We start from the raw sequence: 23,932 nt of genomic DNA on the forward strand, positions 1-23,932 counted from the left end.
CTGCCGCCGTCCGGCAGACCTCAGCCGGACGGCGTGTACCGCTCAGCGGGCGGGAACGGAGGGAGCGGGGACCTCGGGGGTCTCCCCGGCCTCTCCGGCGCGCGGCCGCCGCTCACGCAGTTCCGCGATGGCGGCCTCGAAGTCTTCGAGCGAGTCGAACGCCCGGTACACGGACGCGAAACGCAGGTACGCGACGAGGTCGAGTTCCCGCAGGGGGCCGAGTATGGCGAGTCCCACGTCGTGGGTGGTCAGCTCGGCGCTGCCGGTGGCGCGCACCGCCTCCTCGACCCGCTGGCCGAGCTTGGCGAGGGCGTCCTCGGTGACCGGCCGCCCCTGGCACGCCTTGCGGACGCCGGAGATGACCTTGGTGCGGCTGAAGGGCTCGGTGACCCCGCTGCGCTTGACGACCATGAGCGAACAGGTCTCCACCGTGGTGAACCGGCGGGAGCAGTCGGGGCACTGCCGGCGACGCCGGATCGACGTGCCGTCGTCCGTCGTACGGCTGTCGACGACCCTGCTGTCGGGGTGCCTGCAGAAGGGGCAGTGCATAGTTCCCAAGGCTCCTTCACGGCACGAGTGATAGGCCTCGCCGAGCCTGTTCGGGGCCCTTCGAAGCAGTCACCAGCATAGGGGATGGCCGATGCCCGCGGGACCGCGGACCACAACCTCTGGGCGACGGGGGCAATCCAACCACTAGATCTAGGGTTTTGCTTCGATTCGGCCCCAGGCGTGTCGGATCGGCCCGGGGCGCCCGGGCCGCGCACGGCCAAGGCACGAGGGTACGGGAGACCCCCGCGCGGCGGGACGCCGGGTGGCGGCTTCCCGGGGTTCGGCGGCCACCCCGCCCGCGCCCCCGGAAGCCCCTTCGCCGTCCGCCGCGGGAAGGGCTGGAGAAAGCCCCGACACAACCGTGCAAAGGGGGCGGCGGTACCGTTACGACCGCATTCCCCCGCCGTCGGGGTGCGAGCACATACACCCGGTCACGAATACCTGGCAGGCCTTTATCCGTTTTTCACTCGAACGTGTGTTTGGCGCAACCTTTCGAAAGCTACTACCGTTGTGCCAGCCAGGGAGAACATTTCGAGAGGGGCCGATGTGACCACCAGCGCCGACAGTGCCACGTTCACTGCCCGGGACCACCGCTCTCCGAGCCGACCTGAGCCGGTGCACGCCATGAATGACTCTGTCACGAACCCGGACGGGCCGGAGCCCCCCAGGGCCGCGCGCTCCCTGCCGGGGCGACCTCCCGGTATCCGGGCCGACAGTTCGGGCCTCACCGACCGGCAGCGGCGGGTCATCGAGGTCATCCGCGACTCGGTGCAGCGCCGGGGGTACCCGCCGTCGATGCGGGAGATCGGCCAGGCGGTCGGCCTCTCCAGCACCTCGTCCGTGGCGCATCAGCTGATGGCCCTGGAGCGCAAGGGTTTCCTGCGCAGGGACCCGCACCGTCCGCGTGCGTACGAAGTCCGGGGCTCGGACCAGCCCATCTCGCAGCAGACGGACACCACCGGGAAGCCCGCCGCCTCGTACGTCCCCCTGGTCGGCCGGATCGCGGCCGGCGGCCCGATCCTCGCGGAGGAGTCGGTGGAGGACGTCTTCCCGCTCCCGCGCCAACTGGTCGGGGACGGTGAGCTCTTCGTACTCAAGGTCGTCGGCGACTCCATGATCGAGGCCGCGATCTGTGACGGTGACTGGGTCACCGTACGCCGTCAGCCGGTCGCCGAGAACGGCGACATCGTCGCCGCGATGCTGGAGGGCGAGGCGACGGTCAAGCGGTTCCGCCGCGAGGACGGCCACGTATGGCTCCTCCCGCACAACGCCGCGTACCAGCCGATCCCCGGTGACGAGGCGACCATTCTCGGCAAGGTCGTGGCCGTGCTCCGGCGCGTCTGACGCCCCGGGCGCCACCTCCGCGGACGAACGCGGGACCCACCCGGAAGACCCAGCCCTGGCATGCGGAGCCCCGGTGGCCGGCCCGAAGAATCGGAGACCGGTCGCCGGGGCTCCGCCATGCGCGCGGCGCGGGCCCGGGCGGCGTCAGCGCCCCTCGGCCCGTGCGGCCGCGTCGATCGCCGCCAGTGACCGCCGGGCCTGGTTGCGGTCCGTGGTGTACCAGAAGTCGGGCATGGAGGCCCGCAGATAGCTGCCGTACCGGGCGTTGGCGAGACGGGGGTCGAGGACCGCCACCACGCCCTTGTCGCCGGTGGCCCGGACGAGGCGGCCGGCTCCCTGTGCCATCAGCAGTGCGGCGTGGGTGGCGGCCACGGCCATGAAGCCGTTCCCGCCCGCCTGCTCCACGGCCTTCTGGCGGGCGCTCATCAGCGGGTCGTCGGGCCGGGGGAAGGGGATGCGGTCCATGACCACCAACTGGCACCCGGCGCCCGGCACGTCGACGCCCTGCCAGAGCGACAGGGTGCCGAAGAGACAGGTCTCCGGGTCGGCGGCGAAGTTCTTGATCAGCTCGCCGAGGGTCTCCTCCCCCTGGAGCAGGATCGGCTTCTCCAGCCGCCCGCGCAGCTCCTCGGCCGCCGCCTGGGCCGCGCGCATCGAGGAGAAGAGCCCGAGGGTGCGGCCTCCGGCGGCCTCCACGAGTTCAGCCAGCTCGTCCAGCATGTCGGTGCGGGAGCCCTCCCGGCCCGGGGTGGCCAGATGGCGGGCGACGTAGAGGATCCCCTGTTTCGGGTAGTCGAAGGGGGAGCCGACGTCGAGCCCCTTCCACTGCGGGACGTCCTCCCCCGCGGTGCCTTCGGGGGCGAGGCCCAAGGAGGCGCCGACCCCGTTGAAGTCCCCGCCGAGCTTCAGGGTGGCCGAGGTCAGCACCACCGAGCGATCGGCGAAGAGCTTCTCGCGCAGCAGCCCGGAGACGGAGAGCGGGGCCACCCGCACCGACGCGCCGAACCGGTCGTGGCGTTCGTACCAGACGACGTCCCATTCGGAGCCCTGGGTGATCCGCTCCGCCACCGCGTGAATGGACTCGACCGATGCCAGCGCCTGCTTGCGGACTGCGTCCTCGTCCTGCACGGACTTGTCCCGGGTGGAGCCGAGCGCGGAGATCACGGTGCGGGCGGCGTCGCGCAGCAGCATCAGCGCGTGTCCGAGGTCTTCGGGTACCTCTTCGAGCCGGCCGGGCTGGGCGAGCTCCATGACGCGCTCGAACCCCTCCGACGCGGTCTGGAGCGCGTCGGCCGCCTTCTCGTTGACCAGCTTGGCGGCGCGCCGCACCGCCCGGCCGACCTGGCCGGGGGTGAGCTCGCCGGTCGCGACGCCGGTGACGCGGGAGACCAGCTCGTGCGCCTCGTCGACGATCAGCACCTCGTGCGGCGGAAGGACCGGTGCCCCCTCGATCGCGTCGATGGCGAGCAGGGCGTGGTTGGTGACCACCACGTCGGCCAGCTTGGCCCGCTCCCGGGCGGCCTCCGCGAAGCACTCGGCGCCGTACGCGCACTTCGAGGCGGAGAGGCATTCCCGGGAGGAGACGGAGACCTGGGCCCAGGCACGGTCCGAGACACCGGGGGTCAGGTCGTCACGGTCGCCGGACTCGGTCTCGTCCGACCAGTCGCGCAGCCGCAACAGGTCCTGGCCGAGCTTGCTGGAGGGCGCCGCCGCCTCGAACTGGTCGAAGAGCCCTTCCGCCTCGTCCTGCGGAACGCCCTCGTGGAGGCGGTGCAGACAGAGGTAGTTGGAGCGCCCCTTGAGCATCGCGTACTGGGGGCGGCGGCGCAGCAGCGGGTGCAGCGCCTCCACGGTGCGCGGCAGGTCCCGCTCCACGAGCTGGCGCTGGAGGGCGAGGGTGGCCGTGGCGACCACGACCCTCTCCCCGTGCGCCAGCGCGGGGACGAGATAGCCGAGGGACTTGCCGGTGCCCGTGCCGGCCTGGACGAGGAGGTGCGCGTTGTCGTCCACGGCCCCGGCGACGGCCGCGGCCATCGCCGCCTGGCCGGGCCGTTCCGAACCGCCGACGGCGGTGACGGCGGCGTGGAGGAGCTCGGTGAGGGATGGCTTCGTCATAGCCGTACCAGCCTACGGCGCGGCGGTGACAGCGGCGGTCAGTCCAGGACCGATCCGGCGAAGTGCAGCGGATTGGGGACGTGGCCGTGCACGGCCGCGTGCGGGCGGTCCGGCCGGTCCCGGTAACCGTCCACAAGCAGACGGTTGCGGTTGAGACAGAGGCGCTCGATCTGCGGCGTCATCATGTCGAACATCTCGAACCGTTCCTTCAGTTCCGGGAAGCGGGCGTGGTGGCGCAGCACCTCCGCCCGGACGAGCGACCAGAACTCGTCCTCCGGGACCCCCAGTTGCTCTTCGCAGAGCGGGGAGAGGTAGCGGAAGACTCCCACGAAGAGTCCGGAGTGGATGAACTGCGTGAGGAAGGAGGGTTCCTCGGTCAGCAGGACGGCGCGCACGTCCTCGGGCATGGTGGCGTGCTCGGGCAGCGGGTGGGCGCTGACGTTGACGTCGTCGACGAAGTCCTTGATCGCGAGCCGCACGGGTACGTCCCGGTCGTCGAAGACCACGATGGCGTTCTCCCCGTGCGGCGAGAAGACGGTCCCGTACCGGTAGAGGAAGTGCAGCAGCGGAGGCAGCAGGGCGGCGAAGAGGCGGATCAGCCAGGCTCGGGGGGCCAGCCCCGAGCGTTCGACCAGTTCGGCGGTGAAGGCCCGGCCCGACGGGTCGGTGTGCAGCAGCGAGGCGAGGGTGCGCGCCCGCTCGCCCGCCGCCAGCCTCGGCGGCAGCGGCTCGCGCCAGATGGCGCCGAGAATCTCCTTGAACTGGTAGGGCACCTCGGGCAACCGGTCGTAGAGCGGGTGTTCCACCGCCACGGAGGCGACCTCGCCGAGCAGGATCACCCCGCAGGTGTCGCGCAGGAAGGCGTCGTTCTCGCACAGCCCCCGCACCCATCCGGTGACGGCGGGGGCGGCGAGGGTGCGTTCGGTCGGCAGTCCCCGCCAGACGAGGGTGTTGAGGATCGACAGGGGGAGCTTCACGGTGAAGCGGTCGGGGCGTCCCACGTTGGCGAAGGTTCGGATGGACTGCTGGGGCAGCCGCGGATCGTCGTCGGTGTGCAGGGGGACGATGTCGTTCGCCGCGAGGGCGGGGGCGTAGAGCGGCACGATCCACTCGTCCCACTGCCAGGGATGGACCGGCAGGTAGAGGTACTCCTGCGGGTCGAGGCCGCGGCCGGCGAGCAGGGTCGCGAAGGCGTCGCGTACCGAGGGGTCGAGCTCGCGGGCGTAGAGCTGGTCGGGTGCGGCGAGCGCCGGGACCCCGCGGTAGCCGGCGATCCGGGTACTGACGGCGATCCACGGCAGGGTGGTGGCGGTGCGCGCCTCGGGGGTGAAGCGGGCGGCGTCGGCGGCGGAGAAGCCGAGGCGGCCCTTGTTGGCGACGAGCCAGGGGTGGCCGGTCTGGTGGCCTTCGAGTTCGGCGTAACCGAGTCCGGCGAGCTCAGCCGCGCTGAGGGCGGTGTGGGCGAGGTGCGCGTCGGCGGCGAGGGTGCGGGTGAGTTCGCGCACGAGGTGGCCGAGGGTGGCGCCGTCCAGGCCGAGGAGGCGGCGGGCGCGGGTGAGGAAGAGCAGCGGGTCGCGGAACGGCCGGCCCGGGGCCGCGGGAGCGCCGTCGCCGTCCCGGTCACCGGTTTCGCCGGTCCGCGGGATCTCGCGGACCGAGGCGGCGTCGACGCGCCAGCTGCCGTACACCCCGCGGCGGGCCCGGAAGGCGAGGGTGGCGCCGTCGTCGAGGAGCAGGGCGTACGGGTCGCCCGTGCCGGCCGGGGCGACGAAGGTCTGCTGGGGGACCGGCCGGAGGATCTCCTCGTACGCGAACTCGCCGAGCATCTTCGCGAGCAGTGCGGCCGTGACACGGTCCCAGACGGCTCCGTTCAGTTCCGGGTGGTCCGACAGCGGCCGGCGCTCCGCCGGTTCAGGGCTCACGGGATATGTCTGCACTAGGACTCCTCGGGACGGAACCGACGGGGTTCGAGCGGTGTGCGTGCTGCGGCGTGTTCATCACAGGTGGTCTCGGTGGGCTCGGTCGCGGATCATCAGGGCGGCCCTCTTCTCGGGCAGCTCGACTTCGGCGGAGAAGCGGAATCCCGCGCTCAGGAAGGCTGCGACGGAAGGGGTGTTGCGCAGATCGGGCTCCGCGACGACGCGCGCGCACGGGGGACGATGGTCGAGCACGAGGTCGGCCACGGCGCGCAGCAGGGTGGTGCCGACCCGTCGTCCCCGGTCGCCGACCCCGCCGATCAGCAGGTGCACCCCGGTGTCGTGCGGACGCGCGGGGTAGTGGCGCGCGAGCGGGTCGAGGTCGGCGCGGTAGATCTCCCAGTAGCTCATCGCCTTGCCGTCGAGCACGCCCAGACACGGGACGCTCCGCCCGTCGCCGTCGAGCTGCGCGGCGAGGTGACGCGCCGTCACCTCCTCGGGGCCGGCGAGCTCCCAGAAGGCGGCGACGGCCGGATCGTTCATCCAGCGGGTGAGGACGGGCAGGTCGCGTGGGAGCGTCACGGGCACGAGCCGGAAGATGCCGGCCGAGGTGGTGGCGGGACGCCAGGTACCGGGGGCGTCGAGGAGCGCGGAGTCGGCGGGGCCGCTCGGTGCGGGCGGGGTGTCGGCGGCGAAGAGGGCGAGGAGCTCCTCGGTCAGACGCAGGTCCAGCGTGTCCTCGACGGTGGTGGCGGGCGCGTGCGCGCGGGGCGCTCCCCCGGTCGTCCGGCCGTCCTCGGCTCTCGTCACCCTGGGATCTTGTCCGTCGGCGGCCGTCCGTGAAACCGGTCCGGCCGCGGGGTTCCCGGGCGGGTCTGCGGGTGGCACTGCGGTGCTCTCCTCTCCTGGGTACCGGCGGGTCCGGTGTTCTGGCGGACGAACCTGTCCGGGCGGTGCGCCGGGACTCCGCTGCCGACGGGCGCGCGGGGTCCCGGCGCGGGGGCGCCGTGCGGATCGGGCGGGTTCGTGCGCACGAACCGGCACGAGCCGGACGGGGCGCCTCTGGGGCGGTGTCCGGCGTGCGGTCAGGAATGCAGCGGGTTGGTGAGTGTGACGTAGACGGACTGGGTGTCGACGGGCCCGACGAGCTCGTCCATGCCGTTCAGCCGGGTCAGCAGGTTGGCCTTGCAGCGCAGCTGGGGGGTCTCCAGGAGATACGAGGGAAGCGGCGAGCCCATGGCCGCGGTGGAGCGCAGGAAGCGGCGGAAGGCGTCGAGAAGGAGGCGTTCGTCGGCGAGCCGCTGGGCGCCGAAGGCTCCGATCAGCCCGAAGACGTTGTTGATGCCGAGGTAGTAGGCGAACCGTTCGTCCGTGACCGTGTCGGAGACGAAGGTGTCGCTCTCGGCGCCGATGCCGGGCAGCCGGCGGTCGAGCGCGTCACGGTGCGACTCGCGGAAGTAATACCCCTGGTTGTCCCGGTACCGGCCGCCCACGGGCCAGCCGTCCGCGTCGAGCAGGACGAGGGTGTTCTGCTGGTGGGCTTCGAGCGCGACACCGGCCGTGGCGTCCAGCCAGAGGACGGGGCGCACGACGCGGTCGAGGTAGCGCAGGAACCACTCGGCGCAGACCGCGCCGACGGTGCGGCCGGTCCGCTCGGCCAGGCGGGACACGGTCTCGGCCAGCCGCGAGCGCATGGCGGTGCGCCAGGGCCGGGGACGCAGGGCGGTGAGCCCCGCGATGCAGAGGGCGTCGTCGTGGGGGCCGAAGGGATTGTTCCGCAGCACCACGTCGAGTCCCTGGACGGGGTTGCCGTCCTTGGTGTCGACGGCGAGCCAGGCCGGGTCGCGGACGATGTCGAACCCGGGGTGGGCCCGGCGCCACTCGGCCGACAGGCCGCCGCTGAGGAGCCGGTGCACCTCCGCTCCCCGATGGAGCTCCTTGCGGAGGTTCTCCCGGCGGGAGTTGGTGATGCGCACGCCCAGCGAGAGCTTGAGCATGACCCCCGCGCCCGGTCGGTAGACGGTCCGTACCGACGAGGTCGGGTGCCAGTCGGCGCCCGACCGGCCGAGGTCGTGGAGGAGCCCCGCGTCCAGGAGTTCGGTGACCTCGGGCCGCCGCAGGAGCTCCTCGGCCTGCCAGGGGTGGACGGGCATCGCGACCGTGCCGCCGGGCAGGCGCACTCCTGCCGCGTGCGGGGCGAGGAGTTCCTCGGCGCTGACCGGGCGGCCGTCGGGGGTCCAGGCGGAGTCGGTGGCGAGCACACCGCGGTCGACGGCCATCCAGTGGAGCGGGAAGCTGCCGTGGAGTTCGGGCGAGTAGAGCCGGGCCTCCGACTCGGAAAGCCCTTCGCGGCTCTTGGGCGTGGGGTGGAGCGGGTGCCCGTGCAGCAGGGACTGTTCGGCTGCGAGGAAGGGGTCGGTGCCGGGGGGCTCCTCGGGGGTGCGGCGCCGCTGGGTGAGGAAGTCGGTGGTGTGGCGTACCGAGTCGGCGACGCGGCCCACGAGTTCGGCGGCGGCGTGCTGGTCGCCCTCCCGGCAGAGCAGGGCGGCGACGGTGACCGCGTCGGCCGCCGGGGCCCCGGCGGGGGCGCCTTCGAGGGCGGCCGGTCCGAAACGGTGGTGACCGGTGGGCGACCAGTACAGGACGGGCACGAGGAGGGCGGTGCCGCTGGCGGGGAGGGGGATGCGCAGGGTCTCCCGCTCCGGGCGGAGCAGGTCGTTCTCGCGCGCCCAGCAGCGCAGGAGGCTCTCGGCGCCGGCGACGTCGGCCGCGCGGTACGGGTCCGGATCGTCCAGCGGGTCCCCGCACGGGGCCGGCCCGGCCGGGGCGCTCTCGCCCTCGTGGTGGCCGGCCTTCTGGCGGGGGACGGTCGGCGCGTCGGCCGTACGCGGGCTCCGAGGCTCCTCCTGCCCTCGGAGCTGGCTGGTGAGGGGGGTGACGGCCTCGGACGCGGGGGTGGGGTTCACGGCTTCTTCCTTGTGAGGGGTTGCGGGGTCAGCGGAGCGACCCGGCGGCGGCGCGCCGGTGCGGCGAGCCTTCCGCGGCTTGCAGCGCGTCGGCGAGACGGTCGACGACCGCCGTCGCCTGTTCGTCGGTGAGGGTGAGGGGCGGCAGCAGCCGGACGACGGCGTTGTGGCGGCCGCCGAGTTCGACGATGAGGCCGCGGCGCAGGCATTCCTGCTGGACGGCGGCGGCGAAGGCCGGATCGGCCGGGGGCGGTCCGCCGTCGTGGTCGGGGGCGGCCTCGGGGTCGACGAGTTCGACGCCGATCATCAGGCCGCGCCCCCGGACGTCCCCGATGCCGCGGTGGAGCGCGGCGAGCTCGCGCAGGCGCCCGAGCATGCGCGCCCCGAGCACGGCGGCGCGTTCGGCCAGCCCGTTCTCGCGGACGTACGCGAGGGTGGCCGCGCCCGCCGCCATGGCGAGCTGGTTGCCGCGGAAGGTGCCGGCGTGAGCGCCCGGCTGCCAGAGGTCCAGCGAGGAGCGGTAGACGATCACGGCGAGGGGCAGCGAGCCGCCGATGGCCTTGGAGAGCACCATGACGTCGGGCACCACCCCGCTGTGCTCGACCGCCCAGAAGCGGCCGGTCCTGCCGACGCCGGTCTGCACCTCGTCGGCGATCAGGGGGATGGAGCGGTCGGCCGTGATCTCGCGCATCCGGCGCAGCCAGCCGTCGGGGGCGGGGTTGACGCCGCCCTCGCCCTGCACGGGTTCGAGGATCATGCCGGCCGGCGCGGGCACCCCGCCCTTGGGGTCGTCCAGCAGGTGCCGGGTCCAGTGGGCGGCGACCTCCGCGCCCCGTTCCCCGCCGATGCCGAAGGGGCAGCGGTACTCCTGGGGGAAGGGCAGGCGCGTCACACGGACCTCCTGGGCGCCGCCGGAGGCATCGAGCGCCCCCGCGGTCATGCCGTGGTAGGCACCCGTGAACGCGAGCAGTCCGGTGCGGCCGGTGGCCGCCCGCACCAGCTTGAACGCGGCCTCGACGGCGTCCGTCCCGGCGGGCCCGCAGAACTGGATGCGGGCGTCACGGGCGAGTTCTCCGGGGAGGGTGGCGAAGAGTTCGGTGACGAAGGCGTCCTTCACGGGGGTGGCGAGGTCGAGCACGTGCAGGGGGGCACCGGAGTCGATGACCTTGCGGATGGCCTCCAGCACCACGGGGTGGTTGTGACCGAGCGCCAGGGTCCCCGCGCCGGATAGGCAGTCGAGGTATCTGCGGCCGTCGGCGCCCTCGATGGTCAGTCCGCGCGCCCGCACCGGCACGATCGGCAGGGAGCGCGCGTAGGTGCGCGCCGCCGACTCGCGCAACGACTGGCGCCGGAGAATGCCCTCGTGCGCCGCGGGCAGGACCTCCGGCGCTGATTCGGTCACTGCCACGGCTGCTGGTCCTCCTGCGTTCACGGTTGCGTTGCACGTCGTCGCGTCGCCCCGGAGTACGTTCTCCCGGCGACGGAACGCGCGGGTGAACTCCGAGCACGTGTCCCCCGGACGGTCCAACGAGCCAGGGGGCCGGGGATCACGGGTGCATCGGAAGATCCCCGCGGCAGCGGAAACCGACGGAACGCAACCGCTGCCCTGCCCGGCACGGTCCGGGACGGCACCGGCATAGTAGAGGCCGCTCAGCATAGGGCCGTTGCTCAACCGGGCGCGGGGTAGGGGGGAATGAGGCAGTGTCCACCGGACACCGCCCCGGCCCTCTCCGCCCGTGCGGTCGGATCGGCCCGGTGGTCCCGTGCCCCGCCCCGTGCGGCACGGGACCGCGGTGACGGACGGGCGGGGCGCGCCGGCGACACCGGGGCGCCGTACACAGCGACGAACGACGACGTCCCAGGGGGATCTCCAGATGCGACCCATTCACCCGAACGATGGCGCCCACGACCGGAGGGGCGGGCGCCGCAGGTCCTCGTCCGTGCTGGCCGCCGCCGGTCTGGCCACCGTGCTCGCCCTCACGGCGACCGCCTGCGGTCCCGAGGAGGACGGCGCGGCAGCGGAGCCCAGCGGCTCGGCCGCCGCTTCCCGTGACGGGAAGATCGTCATACCCGACGAGCTGAAGAACCGGCTCAAGGAGCACGGGATCGATCTCGACAAGTGGCGCGACGGGGAGTGGAAGAACTGGGACAAGGACCAGTGGCTCCGTGAGGCGAAGGACTACGTCAACCCGATCATCGAAGACCTCTGGAACCCGGAGCGGATGCGGGACGCGGACACCACCCCGGAGCAGCCGGTCGCCGCCGACATCTCCGGCGACGCGGGGGTGACCGACCCGACCCCCTCCGTCCGGAGGGCGACCGGGGTGAACACCCCGTACCACAAGAACGTGCCGGAGAGCGGCAAGCTGCTGTTCGACGGCCCCGAGGGCTCGATGGTCTGCTCCGCGACCGTGGTCAAGGACCCGGCGCACCCGGGCAAGTCGAACCTCGTGTGGACCGCCGGTCACTGCGTGCACGCGGGCAAGGAGGGCGGCTGGTACCGCAACATCGCCTTCGTCCCCGGTTACAACGACAGCGGCATGGAGCTGTCGGAGCTGGAGACGGCGTCCAAGGAGGAGATCGCTCCGTACGGCGTGTGGTGGAGCGACTGGGCGTCCACCTCGGACCAGTGGATCTCGCAGGGCGCGGCTTCCGGTGGCCAGGGCGCCCCGTACGACTTCGCGGTCCTGCACGTCACGCCGGAGACGGGGGCGTCCGGCACGTCGCTCGAGGAGACGGTGGGATCCGCACTGGCGGTCGACTTCGACGCGCCCGCGGTCTCCGGCATCCCGTCGCTGACGGCGACCGGCTACCCGGCCGCGCCTCCGTACGACGGGCAGAAGGCCCTCCAGTGCGAGGACACCCCGGGCCGGCTCTCGGTCTTCCAGGACCAGCCCACGATGTACCGCATCGGCTGCTCGATGACCGGCGGCGCCTCGGGCGGCGGCTGGGTCGGCGAGGGAGCGGACGGTGAGCCCGCCCTCTTCTCCAACACCTCGATCGGCCCGGTCTCGGCGGGCTGGCTCGCGGGGCCGCACCTGGGCGACGAGGCCCGGGCGGTCTACGAAGAGGTGAGCGGCAAGTACGCGAAGCGGTGACCAACGCCGGAGGCCCGGTCGTTCCCCCGCCGGGGGAACGACCGGGCCTCCGGTCGGTGCACTCGCGCCGCGCCTCGCGCGATCAGCGCGGTGCGGTGCGGGGACGGACGATCAGTGCGGTGCGAGGACGAACACCGCGAGTTCCGCGGCGAGTTCCTCGTGGACCCTCGCCTTGAGCAGGGTGCCCTCCGCGGTGTGCTCCTCGGAGATCACCTCGCCGTCGGCGTGCACCCGCGAGACCAGGGCGCCCTGGATGTACGGGACCAGAGCCTCGATCTCCACGGACGGCCGGGGCAGTTCGGCGTCGACCAGCGCGAGCAGCTCGCCGATCCCGGCGCCGGTACGGGCCGAGACGGCGATGGCGTGCGGCTCCGCGCGCAGCAGCCGTGCCAGGACCAGCGGGTCCGCGGCGTCCGCCTTGTTGATCACGACGATCTCGGGGACGCCGGTGGCGCCGACCTCCCGGATCACTTCACGCACGGCGGCGAGCTGCTCCTCCGGGACGGGGTGCGACCCGTCCACCACGTGCAGGATGAGGTCCGCGTCGCCGACCTCCTCCATGGTGGAGCGGAACGCCTCGACCAGGTGGTGCGGCAGGTGCCGGACGAACCCGACGGTGTCGGCGAGGGTGTAGAGCCGGCCGCTGGGGGTCTCCGCCCGGCGGACGGTCGGGTCCAGGGTGGCGAACAGGGAGTTCTCCACCAGGACACCGGCCCCGGTCAGGCGATTGAGCAGCGACGACTTGCCGGCGTTGGTGTAACCGGCGATCGCGACCGAGGGCACCTTGTTGCGCCGTCGCTCCTGCCGCTTGATCTCGCGGCCGGTCTTCATCTCCGCGATCTCCCGGCGCATCTTCGCCATCTTCTCGCGGATGCGGCGCCGGTCCGTCTCGATCTTGGTCTCACCGGGACCACGCGTGGCCATGCCGCCACCGCCGCTGGAACCGCCGCCGCCCATCTGCCGGGAGAGCGACTGGCCCCAGCCGCGCAGGCGCGGCAGCATGTACTGCATCTGTGCCAGCGAGACCTGCGCCTTGCCCTCACGGGACTTGGCGTGCTGGGCGAAGATGTCGAGGATCAGCGCGGTCCGGTCGACCACCTTGACCTTGACGACGTCTTCGAGGTGGATGAGCTGACCGGGGCTGAGTTCACCGTCGCAGACGACGGTGTCGGCGCCGGATTCGAGCACGAGGTCGCGCAGCTCCAGCGCCTTGCCCGAGCCGATGTAGGTGGCCGGGTCCGGCTTGTCGCGCCGCTGGTAGACGGCGTCGAGCACCTGGGCGCCCGCGGTCTCGGCGAGCGCGGCGAGCTCCGCGAGGGAGATCTCCGCGTCGTGCACGGTCCCGGAGGTCCACACACCGACGAGCACCACGCGCTCCAGACGGAGCTGGCGGTACTCGACCTCGGTGACGTCCTCCAGCTCGGTGGAGAGACCGGCCACGCGTCGCAGCGCGGCACGCTCGGACCGGTCGAACTGGTCGCCGTCCCGCTCTCCGTCGATCTGGTGGCTCCAGGCGACGTCCTCTTCCATCAGGGCGTCGGCCCGAAGGCTCTCGGTGGCACGTGTGGAGTCGGACTCCGTGGCGCTCTGCGCGTCCTGCGCGTCCTGGGGAAGGGAAGAAGAGGAGGTCATTGGATCCTTACGTCGAAGATTTTCCTGGTGACAGTCACAACGCGTCACGTCGCCGGATGATTCCCGCGGGACTCACCGGCCGGGGCCGCGTCGCCGCCCCCTGATAGTGGCACGCGGTCCTCGGGCCCGTCATGCGGTTTCCCCGTGGCGTCGTGGAGAACGGGAGGGGCGGTCAGCCGGTCGGGGACGGTGTCGGGGCGGGCGCGGCGGCACGCCACTCGGGGTGGCCGGGCATGGCGGGAGTCCTCTCCCCGTGGAGCCAGCCGTCGAGGAAAGCGGTGAGGTCGCGGCCGGCCTCCTGGGAGGCGAGCCGGACGAAGTCGGACGTGGTGGCGGACGCGTCGCGGTACCGGCGCGTCCAGGCGCGCTCCAGCCGGTCGAACGCCGGGGCGCCGATCTCCTGGCGCAGCGCGTAGAGGACGAGCGCGCCGCCGTCGTAGACGACCGGCCGGAACAGGTCGAGCTTCTGCCCCGGCTCCGGCGGGAGGGGCCGGGCGGGGGGCCCGCCGGCGGCCCGCCAGCCGTCGGACCGGGTGTAGGCGTCCCGCATGCGCCGCTCCAGCGCCGGGCCGCCCCGTTCCTCGGCGTAGCGCGCCTCGTACCAGCTCGCGTGCCCCTCGTTGAGCCAGAGGTCGGACCAGGACGCCGGGGAGACGCTGTCGCCGAACCACTGGTGCGCCAGCTCGTGGACCATCACCGACTCGACGTGCCAGGCGGGGTGGGCCTCCTCGGTGAAGAGCCGGCGTTCGAAGAGCGACAGGGTCTGGGTCTCCAGCTCGAAGCCGGTGACCGTGTCGGCGACCAGCAGTCCGTACGTCTCGAAGGGGTAGGGACCGACCTGCCGTTCCATCCACTCCATCTGGGCCGGTGTCCTGCTCAGCCAGGGCTCCAGGACCGCCTGGTCGGCCGCCGGGACGACGTCGCGCAGGGGAAGGCCGCCCGGGCCCTCGCGGCGGAGCACCGCGGAGGTGCCGATGGAGACCTGGGCGAGTTCGGTGGCCATCGGGTGCTCGGTGCGGAACGTCCGGGTCGTCGTGGTGCCCCGGTGACGCACCCCGGCCGGCAGGCCGTTGGCGACCGCCGTCAGCGCGTCGGGGGTGGTGATCCGGAAGGTGACGTACGCCTTGTCCGAGGGGTGGTCGTTGCAGGGGAAGACCCGGTGCGCGGCGTCGGCCTGGTTGGCCATGGCGAGGCCGTCGCGGGTGCGGACCCAGCCGCCGCTGTCCGTGCTCGGGCCGGGGTCGCTGGTGTGCCGGACGGTGAGGCGCAGCGGTACTCCGGCCGGGAGCCGCGCGGGCGGGGTGACGATCAGGTCCTCGGCCTCGGTGGTGAACCCGGCGGTGAACCCGTTCACCTCGACCGAGCGGACCTCGCCGCGGGCGAAGTCGAGGTTGATCCGGTCCAGCGGCTCGGTGGTCCGTGCCCTGATGACGGTGGTGGCGTCCAGCGGCTCGGTGTTGCGGCCGCCGTAGGTGAGGCCGATGTCGTACGAGAGGACGTCGTATCCGGGGTTGCCGAGCGTCGGGAAGAGAGGGTCCCCGATTCCGAGGGCGGCGGGGGGCACCGGGGCGGGCGGGGCGGCGGCGATCAGGCCGGCCGACGCGGTGGCCAGCAGGACGGTGCGCAGGCGACGGAGGGAGGGCGGCATGGACCACCGCTATCAACCGGCCCCGTCGTTCGGGGGTGTGACGCGCTGTCGGTCCACCCGAACGAGGTGGCGGGCGGCCCCGCCCGGCGGGGAGTGCCGTGCGGCTCCCGCTCCGCGGGTCCTCAGGCGCGGCTGACGTCGTAGACCCCGGCCACGTCCCGCATCGCGCGCACCAGGGCGGGCAGTCCGTCCGCGTCGGTGAGCTGCAACGTGTAGGTGTGGCGCACCCGTTGTTCGCTGGGCGGCTCGACGGTGGCGGAGACGATGGCGGCGTCGGCGGTCGCGATCGCCTCGGTGAGGTCGGCCAGGAGCCGGGGCCGCCCGAAGGACTCGGCGACGAGGGTGACCAGACATGCGGGGGCGGCGCCGTCCGCCTCTCCCGCGGACCCGGCGAAGACGGCCGGCCCGGGGTGTGCCGGGGGCCAGTCGAGCCCGTCGGGCCCTCCGTCGCCGCCGGCTTCCGTACCGGCCGGGCCGTCGGCGTACGCGGCGTTCCGCGCGTCCTCGGCGTCCTGCGAGGCGGCGTCCTCCGGATGGGCGTCGAACCAGCCGGCGATCGCGATGCGCGCGGCGGGGGTGCGCGCATGGTCGAGCCACTCCCGGGAGGGCCCCGAGGCGGTGTCGCGGGCGAGCAGCAGCTGCACCGTGTCGCCGTCGCCGAGGGCGGTGGCGAGGGTCGCGAGGCGGCCGTTGACGCGTGCCCCGATGCAGCGGTGCGCGCCGTCGCCGTACTGCGCGTAGGCGGCGTCCACGCAGCTGGCGCCGGCGGGGAGGACGAGGGTGCGGCCGTCGGTACGGAAGACGGTGATCTCGCGGTCCTCGGCGAGATCGGCACGGAGCGTGCTCCAGAACGTGTCCGGGTCGGGTGCGGACTCCTGCCAGTCGAGCAGCCGGGAGAGCCATCCGGGCCGGGTGGGGTCGGCGCGTTCGCCGTCGGCCGGTTCCTCCCCGGCGGGGGCCGCGGGGTCCGGAGCGTACGGATTGCCGAGGGCGACGACACCGGCCTCGGCGACCTTGTGCATCCGGTGCGTACGGATGAGGACTTCGGCGACCGCGCCGCCGGGGCCGACGACGGCGGTGTGCAGCGACTGGTACAGGTTGAACTTGGGGGCCGCGACGAAGTCCTTGAACTCGGAGATCACCGGGGTGAAACAGGTGTGGAGCTCGCCGAGGACCGCGTAACAGTCGGCGTCCTCGCCGACCAGCACGAGCAGCCGGCCGAAGTCGGTGCCGCGCAGCTCGCCGCGTTTGGTCCGGACCCGGTGGACGGAGACGAAGTGGCGCGGCCTGATGAGGACTTCGGCCGCGATACCCGCCTCGCGGAGCGTGGTGCGGACGTTCTCGGCGATGGTGGCGAGGGGGTCCTGCCCGCTCTCCGACTCGGCGATCAGCGTCTGGGTGTGCGCGTGTTCCTCGGGGCACAGGATGGCGAAGACGAGGTCTTCCAGCTCGGTCTTGAGCGCCTGTACGCCGAGGCGCTCGGCGAGCGGGATGAGGACGTCCCGGGTGACCTTGGCGATCCGCACCTGCTTCTCCGGGCGCATGACGCCGAGGGTGCGCATGTTGTGGAGGCGGTCGGCGAGTTTGATCGACATCACCCGGACGTCGTTGCCGGTGGCGACGAGCATCTTGCGGAAGGTCTCGGGTTCCGCGGCCGCGCCGTAGTCGACCTTCTCCAGTTTCGTGACCCCGTCGACGAGGTAGCTGACTTCCTCGCCGAACTCCTCGCGTACCTGATCGAGCGTCACCGCCGTGTCCTCGACCGTGTCGTGGAGCAGGGAGGCGGTCAACGTCGTCGTCTCCGCGCCGAGTTCGGCGAGGATCAGCGTGACGGCGAGCGGGTGGGTGATGAAGGGCTCACCACTCTTGCGCATCTGACCGCGGTGGGAGGTCTCGGCGAGGACGTACGCCCGGCTCAGCACGGACAGGTCGGCCTCGGGGTGGTGCGCGCGGTGCGCCTCCGCCACGTGGCCGATGGCGTCCGGCAGCCTTCCCCGGGAAACCGGGCCGAGGAGCGCCACCCGCCCGAGTCTGCGGAGATCGATCCGGGGGCGGGAGCGTTTGCGGACGGGGACACCTGGGCTGGCGGCCTCTGCACTCATGGGCACCTCCGGCGACGTCGACCGGCGGTGAGAGGCAGACCTTGTGTCTCCGGGCCGGTGCTTGATGCTACCGACCCCACCACGTACGGCAGTCCGCCTCTCGTCCAGCGTGAAGCGGATCACCCGTTCGAGCGAAACGGGGTCGGTTTATCGTCCGAGCGCCGATGCGAGCCAGTCGGCGTCGAAGGACCCTTCGGCGACGATGACGGCGGGTCCGGTCATCTCGACGGCCCCGTGGGGGTGTTCGGTGATCACCAGCGTGCCGCCGGGGAGGTCCACCGTGTACACGACGGGCGTACCGGTCACCGCGGGGTCGATGCCGTCCCGGCGGGCCGAGGCGACGGCGACGGCGCAGGCGCCCGTGCCGCAGGAGCGGGTTTCGCCGGAGCCCCGCTCGTGCACCCGCATCGCGACGTGGCGGGTGCCCCGCCGGACGACGAACTCGATGTTCACACCGTCGGGGTAGGCCGACGCGGGGGCGTACGAGGGCTCCGTGAACAGGTTTCCGGCGTGCGCCAGATCGTCCACGAAGGCGACCGCGTGCGGGTTGCCCATGTTGACGTTGCGCGCCTCCCAGTCGCGGCCGCCGACGGTGACGGTGACCCCCTCGGCGGGCAGTTCGGCGCGCCCCATCGACACCGTGACGTCACCGTTCTTGGCGAGGTGCACCCGCTTCACACCGCCGCGGGTCGCGATGGCGAGGTCACCCTGCTCGGCGAGGCCGGCGCGCTGGAGGTGGCGGGCGAAGACACGCACGCCGTTGCCGCACATCTCGGCGATCGAGCCGTCCCCGTTGCGGTAGTCCATGAACCACTCGGCTTCGTCCGCCATGGCGCGGGCCTCGGGATGGGCCGCGGAGCGCACGACGTGCAGGAGGCCGTCCCCACCGATACCGGCCCGGCGGTCGCAGAGGCGCGCGACGGCCGCCGGAGGCAGGTCGAGGGTGTTGTCCGGGTCCGGAATGATCACGAAGTCGTTCTCGGTGCCGTGACCCTTGAAGAAGGTGATCTGCTCGGTGCTCACGGGTCAACTGTACGGGCGAGGAGCGGGCGCGTCAGCGCAGGCGGGCCACGCGCCAGACGGCCAGGGCGACGAGGGCGAGGGTGAGCACTCCGTAGAGGAGGACCACGCGCCAGTCCGGGCGGGTGCCGGAGCCCCTGGCGGGCAGACCGGGCCAGGTGTACCCCACGCGGCGGGCGGCCATCATGCCCCAGCCCGCCGCACAGCCGCTGATCAGCAGGCCCAGCATGGCGACGACGGCGCCGCCGTCACCGATCTCGAAGGCGAGCGGGAAGGCGAACATGAGGGAGCCGACCGCGGCGAGCACCACGATGGGCGCGAGCTGCCAGATCCGCAGTCTGCGGGCCGGCCGGAGCTCGACCTCGACCTCGGGCGCCACCACGCTCTCGTCGGGCAGGTCGGAGCCGAGCGGATCGGCGGCGAGCCGCATCTCCAACGCTTCCCGCTCCGTGTCACGAGGGCCGGCCTCCATCGCCACGCGCCCTCCCGACTCGCAACTTCCCTGGATCGATCGTCGCTCGATGATGGCACGCCCGCACGGGCCGGGAGGACGCGCGGAGCGTCCCGATGCCATCACGTGATCAGAGTGTGACCGCTCGTTCGACCAACGTCAGCGCCCGGTCCGGGAGTTCCTCGCGGTCCGTCTCACCGCCCGCGAGCCAGTGGACCCGCGGATCGCGGCGGAACCAGGAGTCCTGGCGGCGCGCGAACCGCTTGGTGGCGCGCACCGTTTCGACGCGGGCCTCCTCCTCGGTGCACTCGCCGGCCAGCGCCGCCAGCACCTGCTGGTAGCCGAGCGCGCGGGAGGCGGTGAGTCCTTCGCGCAACCCTCCGGCCTCCAGCGTCCGGACCTCGTCCACCAGCCCCGCCTCCCACATCCGGTCGACGCGCAGGGCGATCCGGGCGTCGAGCTCCGGGCGCTCGACGTCCACACCGATCTGCACGGCGTCGTAGACCGGCCGGTCGCCGGGGAGGTTGGCGGTGAACGGCTTGCCGGTGATCTCGATGACCTCGAGGGCGCGGACGATACGGCGGCCGTTGCTGGGCAGGATCGCCCGGCCCGCACCGGGGTCGGCGGCGCTCAGCCGCTCGTGGAGGGCGCCGGGGCCCCGCTCGGCCAGCTCCTCCTCGAGGCGGGCGCGCACGTCGGGGTCGGTGCCCGGGAACTCCAGGGCGTCGATGGTGCCCTTCACGTACAGTCCCGAGCCGCCGACCAGGACGGGGGTCCGGCCCTCGGCGAGCAGCCGGTCGATCTCGGCGCGGGCGAGCCGCTGGTACTCCGCGACGCTGGCCGTCCGGGTCACGTCCCACACGTCCAGCAGGTGGTGCGGGACACCGTCGCGTTCGGGGAGCGTCAGCTTGGCGGTGCCGATGTCCATGCCCCGGTAGAGCTGCATGGAGTCGGCGTTCACCACCTCGCCGCCGAGCCGCTGGGCGAGGAACACCCCCAGATCGGACTTGCCTGCTGCCGTGGGGCCGACGACGGTGATGACACGGGGGGCGGGAACGGGTCTTCTCACCGCCCCAGTCTCCCTGAGCTGCCGCCCGCCACCGCACCGGCCACCCCCTATGGGCACGAAAGCGCGATGTGTCGCCCACGAGTAAAATCGGCGGCACCGGACAGGAGTAACGGTGCGGGAGCGTGTTCGGCCCGGCCAACCACGGCACGGAAGGTGACCCATGGGGTTCCTGGACAATCTGAAGGCCCGGCTCGGGCCGGCCAAGGAGAAGGTCGGCGGCAAGGTGGGCGACCTCGCGCACCAGCACGGGGGCAAGATCGAGCAGGGCCTGGACAAGGCCGCGCGCACGGTCGACCAGAAGACCAAGGGCAAGTACACCGGCAAGATCCAGAGCGGCACGCAGAAGGCCAAGGAGACGGTGGACCGTCTGGGCCACAAGGACACGCCCGGTCCCGGCCCGACGCCCGGCTTCGGCGGCTCCACCGGCGGTACGCCGCCGCCTCCGCCGGCCCCGCCGGTTCCCTGACGCGGTACGGCGCACGGCGCCGGCAGACCCTCTGCCGCACACACGCGCGAAGAGAACGAGACGGCCGCGGAGCCCCGCTCCGCGGCCGTTCCGTGTCCGAGTGCGCGCCTCAGGACCAGACGGCGACGGTGTAGCCCACCCCGTAGGGCGCGTCCTCGTACAGCGGGCGCCCCCGGAGCCCGGCTCCCTCCGCGGCACCGGCGAGTACCTGCCAGGGAGCCCGGCCCGCCGCCTTCAGTTCGTACGCGAGTGACGCGTCCAGTGCCGCGAGGGCGGCCACGTCCGCCGCGCCCAGCGCCCGTGCGGCGAGGGCGTCGAAGCCCTCGGCGCGGGGGTCGAGATAGCCGGGTGCCTTGACCGTGCGGCAGGCACTGCCGTCGCCCATCACCAGCAGGGCCACCCGTTCGGCCCGCTCCGCCAGTCCTCGTCCGGCCTCGGCGCACCGCTGCGGGGAGAGGGACTCGCCGACGCCGAGTCCTTCCACCGGTGACGCGGTCCAGTCGGCCGAAGCGAGCAGCCAGGCGCCCACCGCGAGCGGGGCGGGCAGCGTCCCGGAGGGGGTTGTGGCGGCGCGCGCACCGGCGCCGCCGTCGGCGGCGCGGTCGTCCCGGCCCAGCCGGACGTCGAGGTCCACCCCGAAGCCGCGGAAGGTGCCGGCCGATCCCGCCGGGAAGGGACCGCGCCCGCCCTCGGGAGCCGGGCCGACCACGACCAGCAGACCGGGGCGGGCCGCCGCCAGGACGGCGAGCGCCTCGGCGCAGGCGGCACGGGCCGGTTCGAGCTCGGGGGCGGCCCCGACGGCGACCTCGGGAACCAGCAGGGGCGGGCAGGGGCTCACGGCGGCGGCGACAAGCATGCCGGTCAGCGTACTGGCCGCCGCTCGGCGGGAGACGTCACAGGTCCCGGTGCCCGGCCGCGCGGGTCAGTCGCAGCCGCAGCCGGGGGCGGAGGCGAGCGGGGCGGGTGCTCCGACGGTGGGCAAGCCCAGCATCACCCCGACGGGCTGGGCGGCCGCCGCGGCGTTCCGCTTCTCCCAGGCGTCGCCGGACCGGGTGGAGCGCACGGCGAGCGTGGCGCCCTCGGCGAGCAGGTGGTGCGGGGCCGCGTAGGTGATCCCGACCGTGACGACGTCACCGGGGCGCACGGGGGTCTCCGGCTTGGTGAAGTGGACGAGCCGGTTGTCGGGGGCGCGGCCGGAGAGCCGGTGGGTCGAGCCGTCCTTGCGGCCCTCACCCTCCGCGACCATGACCTCCAGGACGCGTCCGACCTGCTTCTTGTTCTCCTCCCAGGAGATCTCCTCCTGGAGGGCGGAGAGGCGCATGTAGCGCTCCTGCACGACCTCCTTGGGGATCTGCCCGTCCATGTCGGCGGCCGGCGTCCCGGGGCGCTTGGAGTACTGGAAGGTGAAGGCGTTGGCGAAGCGGGCCTCGCGCACGGCGTGCATGGTCTGCTCGAAGTCCTCCTCGGTCTCGCCGGGGAAGCCCACGATGATGTCGGTCGAGATGGCGGCGTCCGGCATGGCGGCGCGCACCTTCTCGATGATGCCGAGGAAGCGTTCCTGCCGGTAGGAGCGGCGCATGGCCTTGAGGATGGTGTCCGAGCCGGACTGCATCGGCATGTGGAGCTGCGGCATGACGTTCGGTGTCTCGGCCATCGCGGCGATCACGTCGTCCGTGAAGTCGCGGGGGTGCGGCGAGGTGAAGCGGACCCGCTCCAGGCCTTCGATCTTCCCGCAGGCCCGCAGCAGCTTGGAGAACGCCTCGCGGTCGCCGATGTCGGAGCCGTAGGCGTTGACGTTCTGGCCGAGCAGGGTGATCTCGGAGACGCCCTCGGCGACCAGCGCCTCGATCTCGGCCAGGATGTCGCCGGTGCGGCGGTCCTTCTCCTTGCCGCGCAGGGCGGGCACGATGCAGAAGGTGCAGGTGTTGTTGCAGCCGACGGAGATGGAGACCCACGCGGCGTAGGCGGACTCGCGGCGGGTGGGGAGCGTGGAGGGGAATGCCTCCAGGGACTCGGCGATCTCGATCTGCGCCTCCTCCTGGACACGGGCGCGCTCCAGCAGCACCGGGAGCTTGCCGATGTTGTGGGTGCCGAAGACCACGTCGACCCAGGGGGCCCGCTCGACGATGGTGTCGCGGTCCTTCTGCGCGAGGCAGCCGCCGACCGCGATCTGCATCCCGGGGCGCTTGGTCTTCATCGGGGCGAGCCGGCCGAGGTTGCCGTAGAGCTTGTTGTCGGCGTTCTCACGGACCGCGCAGGTGTTGAAGACCACGACGTCGGCGTCGCCGTCCGCGTCCCGCGGCGCCCGGACGTACCCGGCCCCCTCCAGCAGACCCGACAGCCGCTCCGAGTCGTGGACGTTCATCTGGCATCCGTACGTACGGATTTCGTAGCTCTTGGGTTCTTGAACGTCCACTGCGAGGCTCCGGTCGCTGCTGCTGGTCATCCCTCAAGGGTAGGCGCTCCGGGGAAGGCGCCTTCCCCGCGGCCGCGGCCACCCGGCCTGGCCGTCGGGGGACCCGGGCTGGCAGGATCGCGGCCATGTCCCCGACAGGCCCGCCCACCAGCCGCCGCCGCCTCCTGCGCGCGGGCGCCGTCGCGGCGGTCGCGGTGGGGCTCCCGCTCTGGTGGGTGCTCCCGCTCGACAGCCCTTCGCCCAGCGGCTCCCTGGTCTTCTCCACCGGTGTGCGCTCAGGCGTCTACCAGCGGTACGGGGAGCGGCTCGAAGGCGCGCTGGCCACCGACATGCCCCGGGTGTCCATACAGCTGCGGACCAGCCAGGGGTCCCAGCAGAACATCGAGCGGGTCGCGACCGGTGAGGCGGACTTCACCATCGCCACCGCCGACGCGGTGGCGACGTACCTGCGCAGCGGCCGGCCGGGGGCGCGGCGGCTGCGCGGGTGTGTGCGGCTCTACGACGACTACGTGCAGCTGCTCGTACCGCGCTCCTCCCCGGTACGCGGCGTCGCCGATCTCCGGGGCAAGCGGGTGGGGGTGGGGCAGCTCGGGTCGGGGGTGAAGCTGGTCGCCGACCGGCTGATGACCGCCGCGGGGGTCGACCCGGCCAAGGGGGTCACGCCGGTGACCGCGGGGATCGACACCATGCCGTCGCTGCTGGTGAAGGGGGAGCTCGACGCCTTCTTCTGGTCCGGCGGTCTGCCGACCAGCGCGGTGCAGCAGCTCTCCGAGCGGTTCGACGTCCGGCTGGTGCCGCTGGAGGACGCGCTGATCCGCCGCCTCCAGGCGGTCGGCGGATCGACCCGCTACTACCGGGCGGCCGTCATGCCGGCGGACGCGTATCCGCGGGTGCAGCGGGGACAGGCCGTGCCCACCCTCGCGGTCGCCAACCTGCTGCTGACCACGGACCGGACGGACGCGACGATGACCGAGGCGTTCACCCGTACCGTGATCAACAGCCGCGACCGGATCGGGCGGGAGGTGCACTCGGCGCAGCTGGTGGACCTGCGGACGGCCATCTACACCGACCCGCTGCGACTGCACGACGGCGCTCAGCAGTACTACCGCTCCGTGAAGCCCTGACCGCCGGGCCGGGACC

The 23,932-nt window shown here is 72.9% G+C and carries 18 protein-coding genes; 4 read left to right on the plus strand and 14 right to left on the minus strand.

Going from position 1 to position 23,932, the window contains the following annotated elements:
- Window positions 1–42 precede the first annotated feature (42 nt).
- The gene (nrdR, locus tag PZB77_RS07120; protein WP_275491726.1) at window positions 43–549 is read right to left on the minus strand and encodes a transcriptional regulator NrdR; all 507 of its coding nucleotides are present in this window, start codon (window positions 547–549) and stop codon (window positions 43–45) included.
- Between the two features lie 546 nt (window positions 550–1,095).
- Here nrdR and lexA point away from each other — a divergent pair.
- Window positions 1,096–1,893, plus strand: a complete 798-nt coding sequence (lexA, locus tag PZB77_RS07125) for a transcriptional repressor LexA (RefSeq protein WP_275491727.1) — start codon at window positions 1,096–1,098, stop codon at window positions 1,891–1,893.
- Between the two features lie 144 nt (window positions 1,894–2,037).
- Here the strand turns inward: lexA and PZB77_RS07130 are convergent, their stop codons facing one another.
- From PZB77_RS07130 to PZB77_RS07150, 5 genes are all read right to left on the minus strand, one after another.
- Window positions 2,038–4,008, minus strand: coding sequence for an ATP-dependent DNA helicase (locus tag PZB77_RS07130; protein WP_275491728.1), 1,971 nt, complete (start codon window positions 4,006–4,008; stop codon window positions 2,038–2,040).
- Between the two features lie 38 nt (window positions 4,009–4,046).
- Window positions 4,047–5,945, minus strand: coding sequence for an IucA/IucC family siderophore biosynthesis protein (locus PZB77_RS07135; protein WP_275491729.1), 1,899 nt, complete (start codon window positions 5,943–5,945; stop codon window positions 4,047–4,049).
- A gap of 60 nt (window positions 5,946–6,005) precedes the next feature.
- Window positions 6,006–6,734 carry a GNAT family N-acetyltransferase gene (locus PZB77_RS07140; protein WP_275491730.1) on the minus strand — a complete coding sequence of 243 codons (729 nt, stop codon included), beginning with the start codon at window positions 6,732–6,734 and terminating at the stop codon, window positions 6,006–6,008.
- Window positions 6,735–7,009: 275 nt separating this feature from the next.
- Window positions 7,010–8,890: an IucA/IucC family protein gene (locus PZB77_RS07145; protein WP_275491731.1), complete on the minus strand. Its 1,881-nt coding sequence runs from the start codon at window positions 8,888–8,890 to the stop codon at window positions 7,010–7,012.
- Between the two features lie 28 nt (window positions 8,891–8,918).
- On the minus strand, window positions 8,919–10,298 hold the full coding sequence (locus PZB77_RS07150; RefSeq protein ID WP_275491732.1) for a diaminobutyrate--2-oxoglutarate transaminase family protein: 1,380 nt from the start codon (window positions 10,296–10,298) through the stop codon (window positions 8,919–8,921).
- Between the two features lie 466 nt (window positions 10,299–10,764).
- Here PZB77_RS07150 and PZB77_RS07155 point away from each other — a divergent pair, with 466 nt between their 5' ends.
- Window positions 10,765–11,988 (plus strand): hypothetical protein, encoded by a 1,224-nt coding sequence (locus PZB77_RS07155; protein ID WP_275491733.1) that lies wholly within the window; start codon window positions 10,765–10,767, stop codon window positions 11,986–11,988.
- A 111-nt stretch (window positions 11,989–12,099) separates the two neighbouring features.
- Here the strand turns inward: PZB77_RS07155 and hflX are convergent, their stop codons facing one another.
- From hflX to miaA, 6 genes are all read right to left on the minus strand, one after another.
- Window positions 12,100–13,620 carry a GTPase HflX gene (hflX, locus tag PZB77_RS07160; RefSeq protein ID WP_275491734.1) on the minus strand — a complete coding sequence of 507 codons (1,521 nt, stop codon included), beginning with the start codon at window positions 13,618–13,620 and terminating at the stop codon, window positions 12,100–12,102.
- Window positions 13,621–13,792: 172 nt separating this feature from the next.
- Complete coding sequence (locus PZB77_RS07165; protein WP_275491735.1) at window positions 13,793–15,268, minus strand: M1 family metallopeptidase; 1,476 nt, start codon at window positions 15,266–15,268, stop codon at window positions 13,793–13,795.
- Window positions 15,269–15,390: 122 nt separating this feature from the next.
- The gene (locus tag PZB77_RS07170) at window positions 15,391–17,370 is read right to left on the minus strand and encodes an HD domain-containing protein (RefSeq protein ID WP_275491736.1); all 1,980 of its coding nucleotides are present in this window, start codon (window positions 17,368–17,370) and stop codon (window positions 15,391–15,393) included.
- A gap of 147 nt (window positions 17,371–17,517) precedes the next feature.
- The gene (dapF, locus tag PZB77_RS07175) at window positions 17,518–18,393 is read right to left on the minus strand and encodes a diaminopimelate epimerase (protein WP_275491737.1); all 876 of its coding nucleotides are present in this window, start codon (window positions 18,391–18,393) and stop codon (window positions 17,518–17,520) included.
- Window positions 18,394–18,424: 31 nt separating this feature from the next.
- Window positions 18,425–18,862 carry a hypothetical protein gene (locus PZB77_RS07180; RefSeq protein ID WP_275495943.1) on the minus strand — a complete coding sequence of 146 codons (438 nt, stop codon included), beginning with the start codon at window positions 18,860–18,862 and terminating at the stop codon, window positions 18,425–18,427.
- A 109-nt stretch (window positions 18,863–18,971) separates the two neighbouring features.
- Window positions 18,972–19,910, minus strand: a complete 939-nt coding sequence (gene miaA / locus PZB77_RS07185) for a tRNA (adenosine(37)-N6)-dimethylallyltransferase MiaA (protein WP_275491738.1) — start codon at window positions 19,908–19,910, stop codon at window positions 18,972–18,974.
- A gap of 160 nt (window positions 19,911–20,070) precedes the next feature.
- Between miaA and PZB77_RS07190 the strand changes: the two genes are divergently transcribed.
- Entirely contained in the window at window positions 20,071–20,376 is a 306-nt protein-coding gene (locus PZB77_RS07190; RefSeq protein WP_275491739.1) for an antitoxin, read from the plus strand.
- A 109-nt stretch (window positions 20,377–20,485) separates the two neighbouring features.
- On the opposite strand, the gene PZB77_RS07195 is transcribed toward PZB77_RS07190, so the two are convergent.
- Both PZB77_RS07195 and miaB read right to left on the minus strand, forming a co-directional pair.
- On the minus strand, window positions 20,486–21,232 hold the full coding sequence (locus PZB77_RS07195; protein ID WP_275491740.1) for a class III extradiol dioxygenase subunit B-like domain-containing protein: 747 nt from the start codon (window positions 21,230–21,232) through the stop codon (window positions 20,486–20,488).
- A 66-nt stretch (window positions 21,233–21,298) separates the two neighbouring features.
- On the minus strand, window positions 21,299–22,822 hold the full coding sequence (gene miaB, locus PZB77_RS07200; protein ID WP_275491741.1) for a tRNA (N6-isopentenyl adenosine(37)-C2)-methylthiotransferase MiaB: 1,524 nt from the start codon (window positions 22,820–22,822) through the stop codon (window positions 21,299–21,301).
- 95 nt (window positions 22,823–22,917) lie between these two features.
- Between miaB and PZB77_RS07205 the strand changes: the two genes are divergently transcribed.
- Window positions 22,918–23,916 carry a TAXI family TRAP transporter solute-binding subunit gene (locus PZB77_RS07205; RefSeq protein WP_275491742.1) on the plus strand — a complete coding sequence of 333 codons (999 nt, stop codon included), beginning with the start codon at window positions 22,918–22,920 and terminating at the stop codon, window positions 23,914–23,916.
- Window positions 23,917–23,932 lie beyond the last annotated feature (16 nt).

The sequence above is a fragment of the Streptomyces sp. AM 2-1-1 genome (genome assembly GCF_029167645.1).
In the GTDB taxonomy this organism is placed as follows: domain Bacteria; phylum Actinomycetota; class Actinomycetes; order Streptomycetales; family Streptomycetaceae; genus Streptomyces.

What these genes read in the sequence shown, in the direction of transcription:
- PZB77_RS07170 (WP_275491736.1), bottom strand. Translation starts at nt 17,370, where the DNA reads ATGAGTGCAGAGGCCGCCAGCCCAGGTGTCCCCGTCCGCAAACGCTCC.
- PZB77_RS07155 (WP_275491733.1), top strand. Translation starts at nt 10,765, where the DNA reads ATGCGACCCATTCACCCGAACGATGGCGCCCACGACCGGAGGGGCGGG.
- PZB77_RS07130 (WP_275491728.1), bottom strand. Translation starts at nt 4,008, where the DNA reads ATGACGAAGCCATCCCTCACCGAGCTCCTCCACGCCGCCGTCACCGCC.
- PZB77_RS07195 (WP_275491740.1), bottom strand. Translation starts at nt 21,232, where the DNA reads ATGCTTGTCGCCGCCGCCGTGAGCCCCTGCCCGCCCCTGCTGGTTCCC.
- PZB77_RS07180 (WP_275495943.1), bottom strand. Translation starts at nt 18,862, where the DNA reads ATGGAGGCCGGCCCTCGTGACACGGAGCGGGAAGCGTTGGAGATGCGG.
- miaB (WP_275491741.1), bottom strand. Translation starts at nt 22,822, where the DNA reads ATGACCAGCAGCAGCGACCGGAGCCTCGCAGTGGACGTTCAAGAACCC.
- hflX (WP_275491734.1), bottom strand. Translation starts at nt 13,620, where the DNA reads ATGACCTCCTCTTCTTCCCTTCCCCAGGACGCGCAGGACGCGCAGAGC.
- PZB77_RS07205 (WP_275491742.1), top strand. Translation starts at nt 22,918, where the DNA reads ATGTCCCCGACAGGCCCGCCCACCAGCCGCCGCCGCCTCCTGCGCGCG.
- PZB77_RS07190 (WP_275491739.1), top strand. Translation starts at nt 20,071, where the DNA reads ATGGGGTTCCTGGACAATCTGAAGGCCCGGCTCGGGCCGGCCAAGGAG.
- nrdR (WP_275491726.1), bottom strand. Translation starts at nt 549, where the DNA reads ATGCACTGCCCCTTCTGCAGGCACCCCGACAGCAGGGTCGTCGACAGC.
- PZB77_RS07165 (WP_275491735.1), bottom strand. Translation starts at nt 15,268, where the DNA reads ATGCCGCCCTCCCTCCGTCGCCTGCGCACCGTCCTGCTGGCCACCGCG.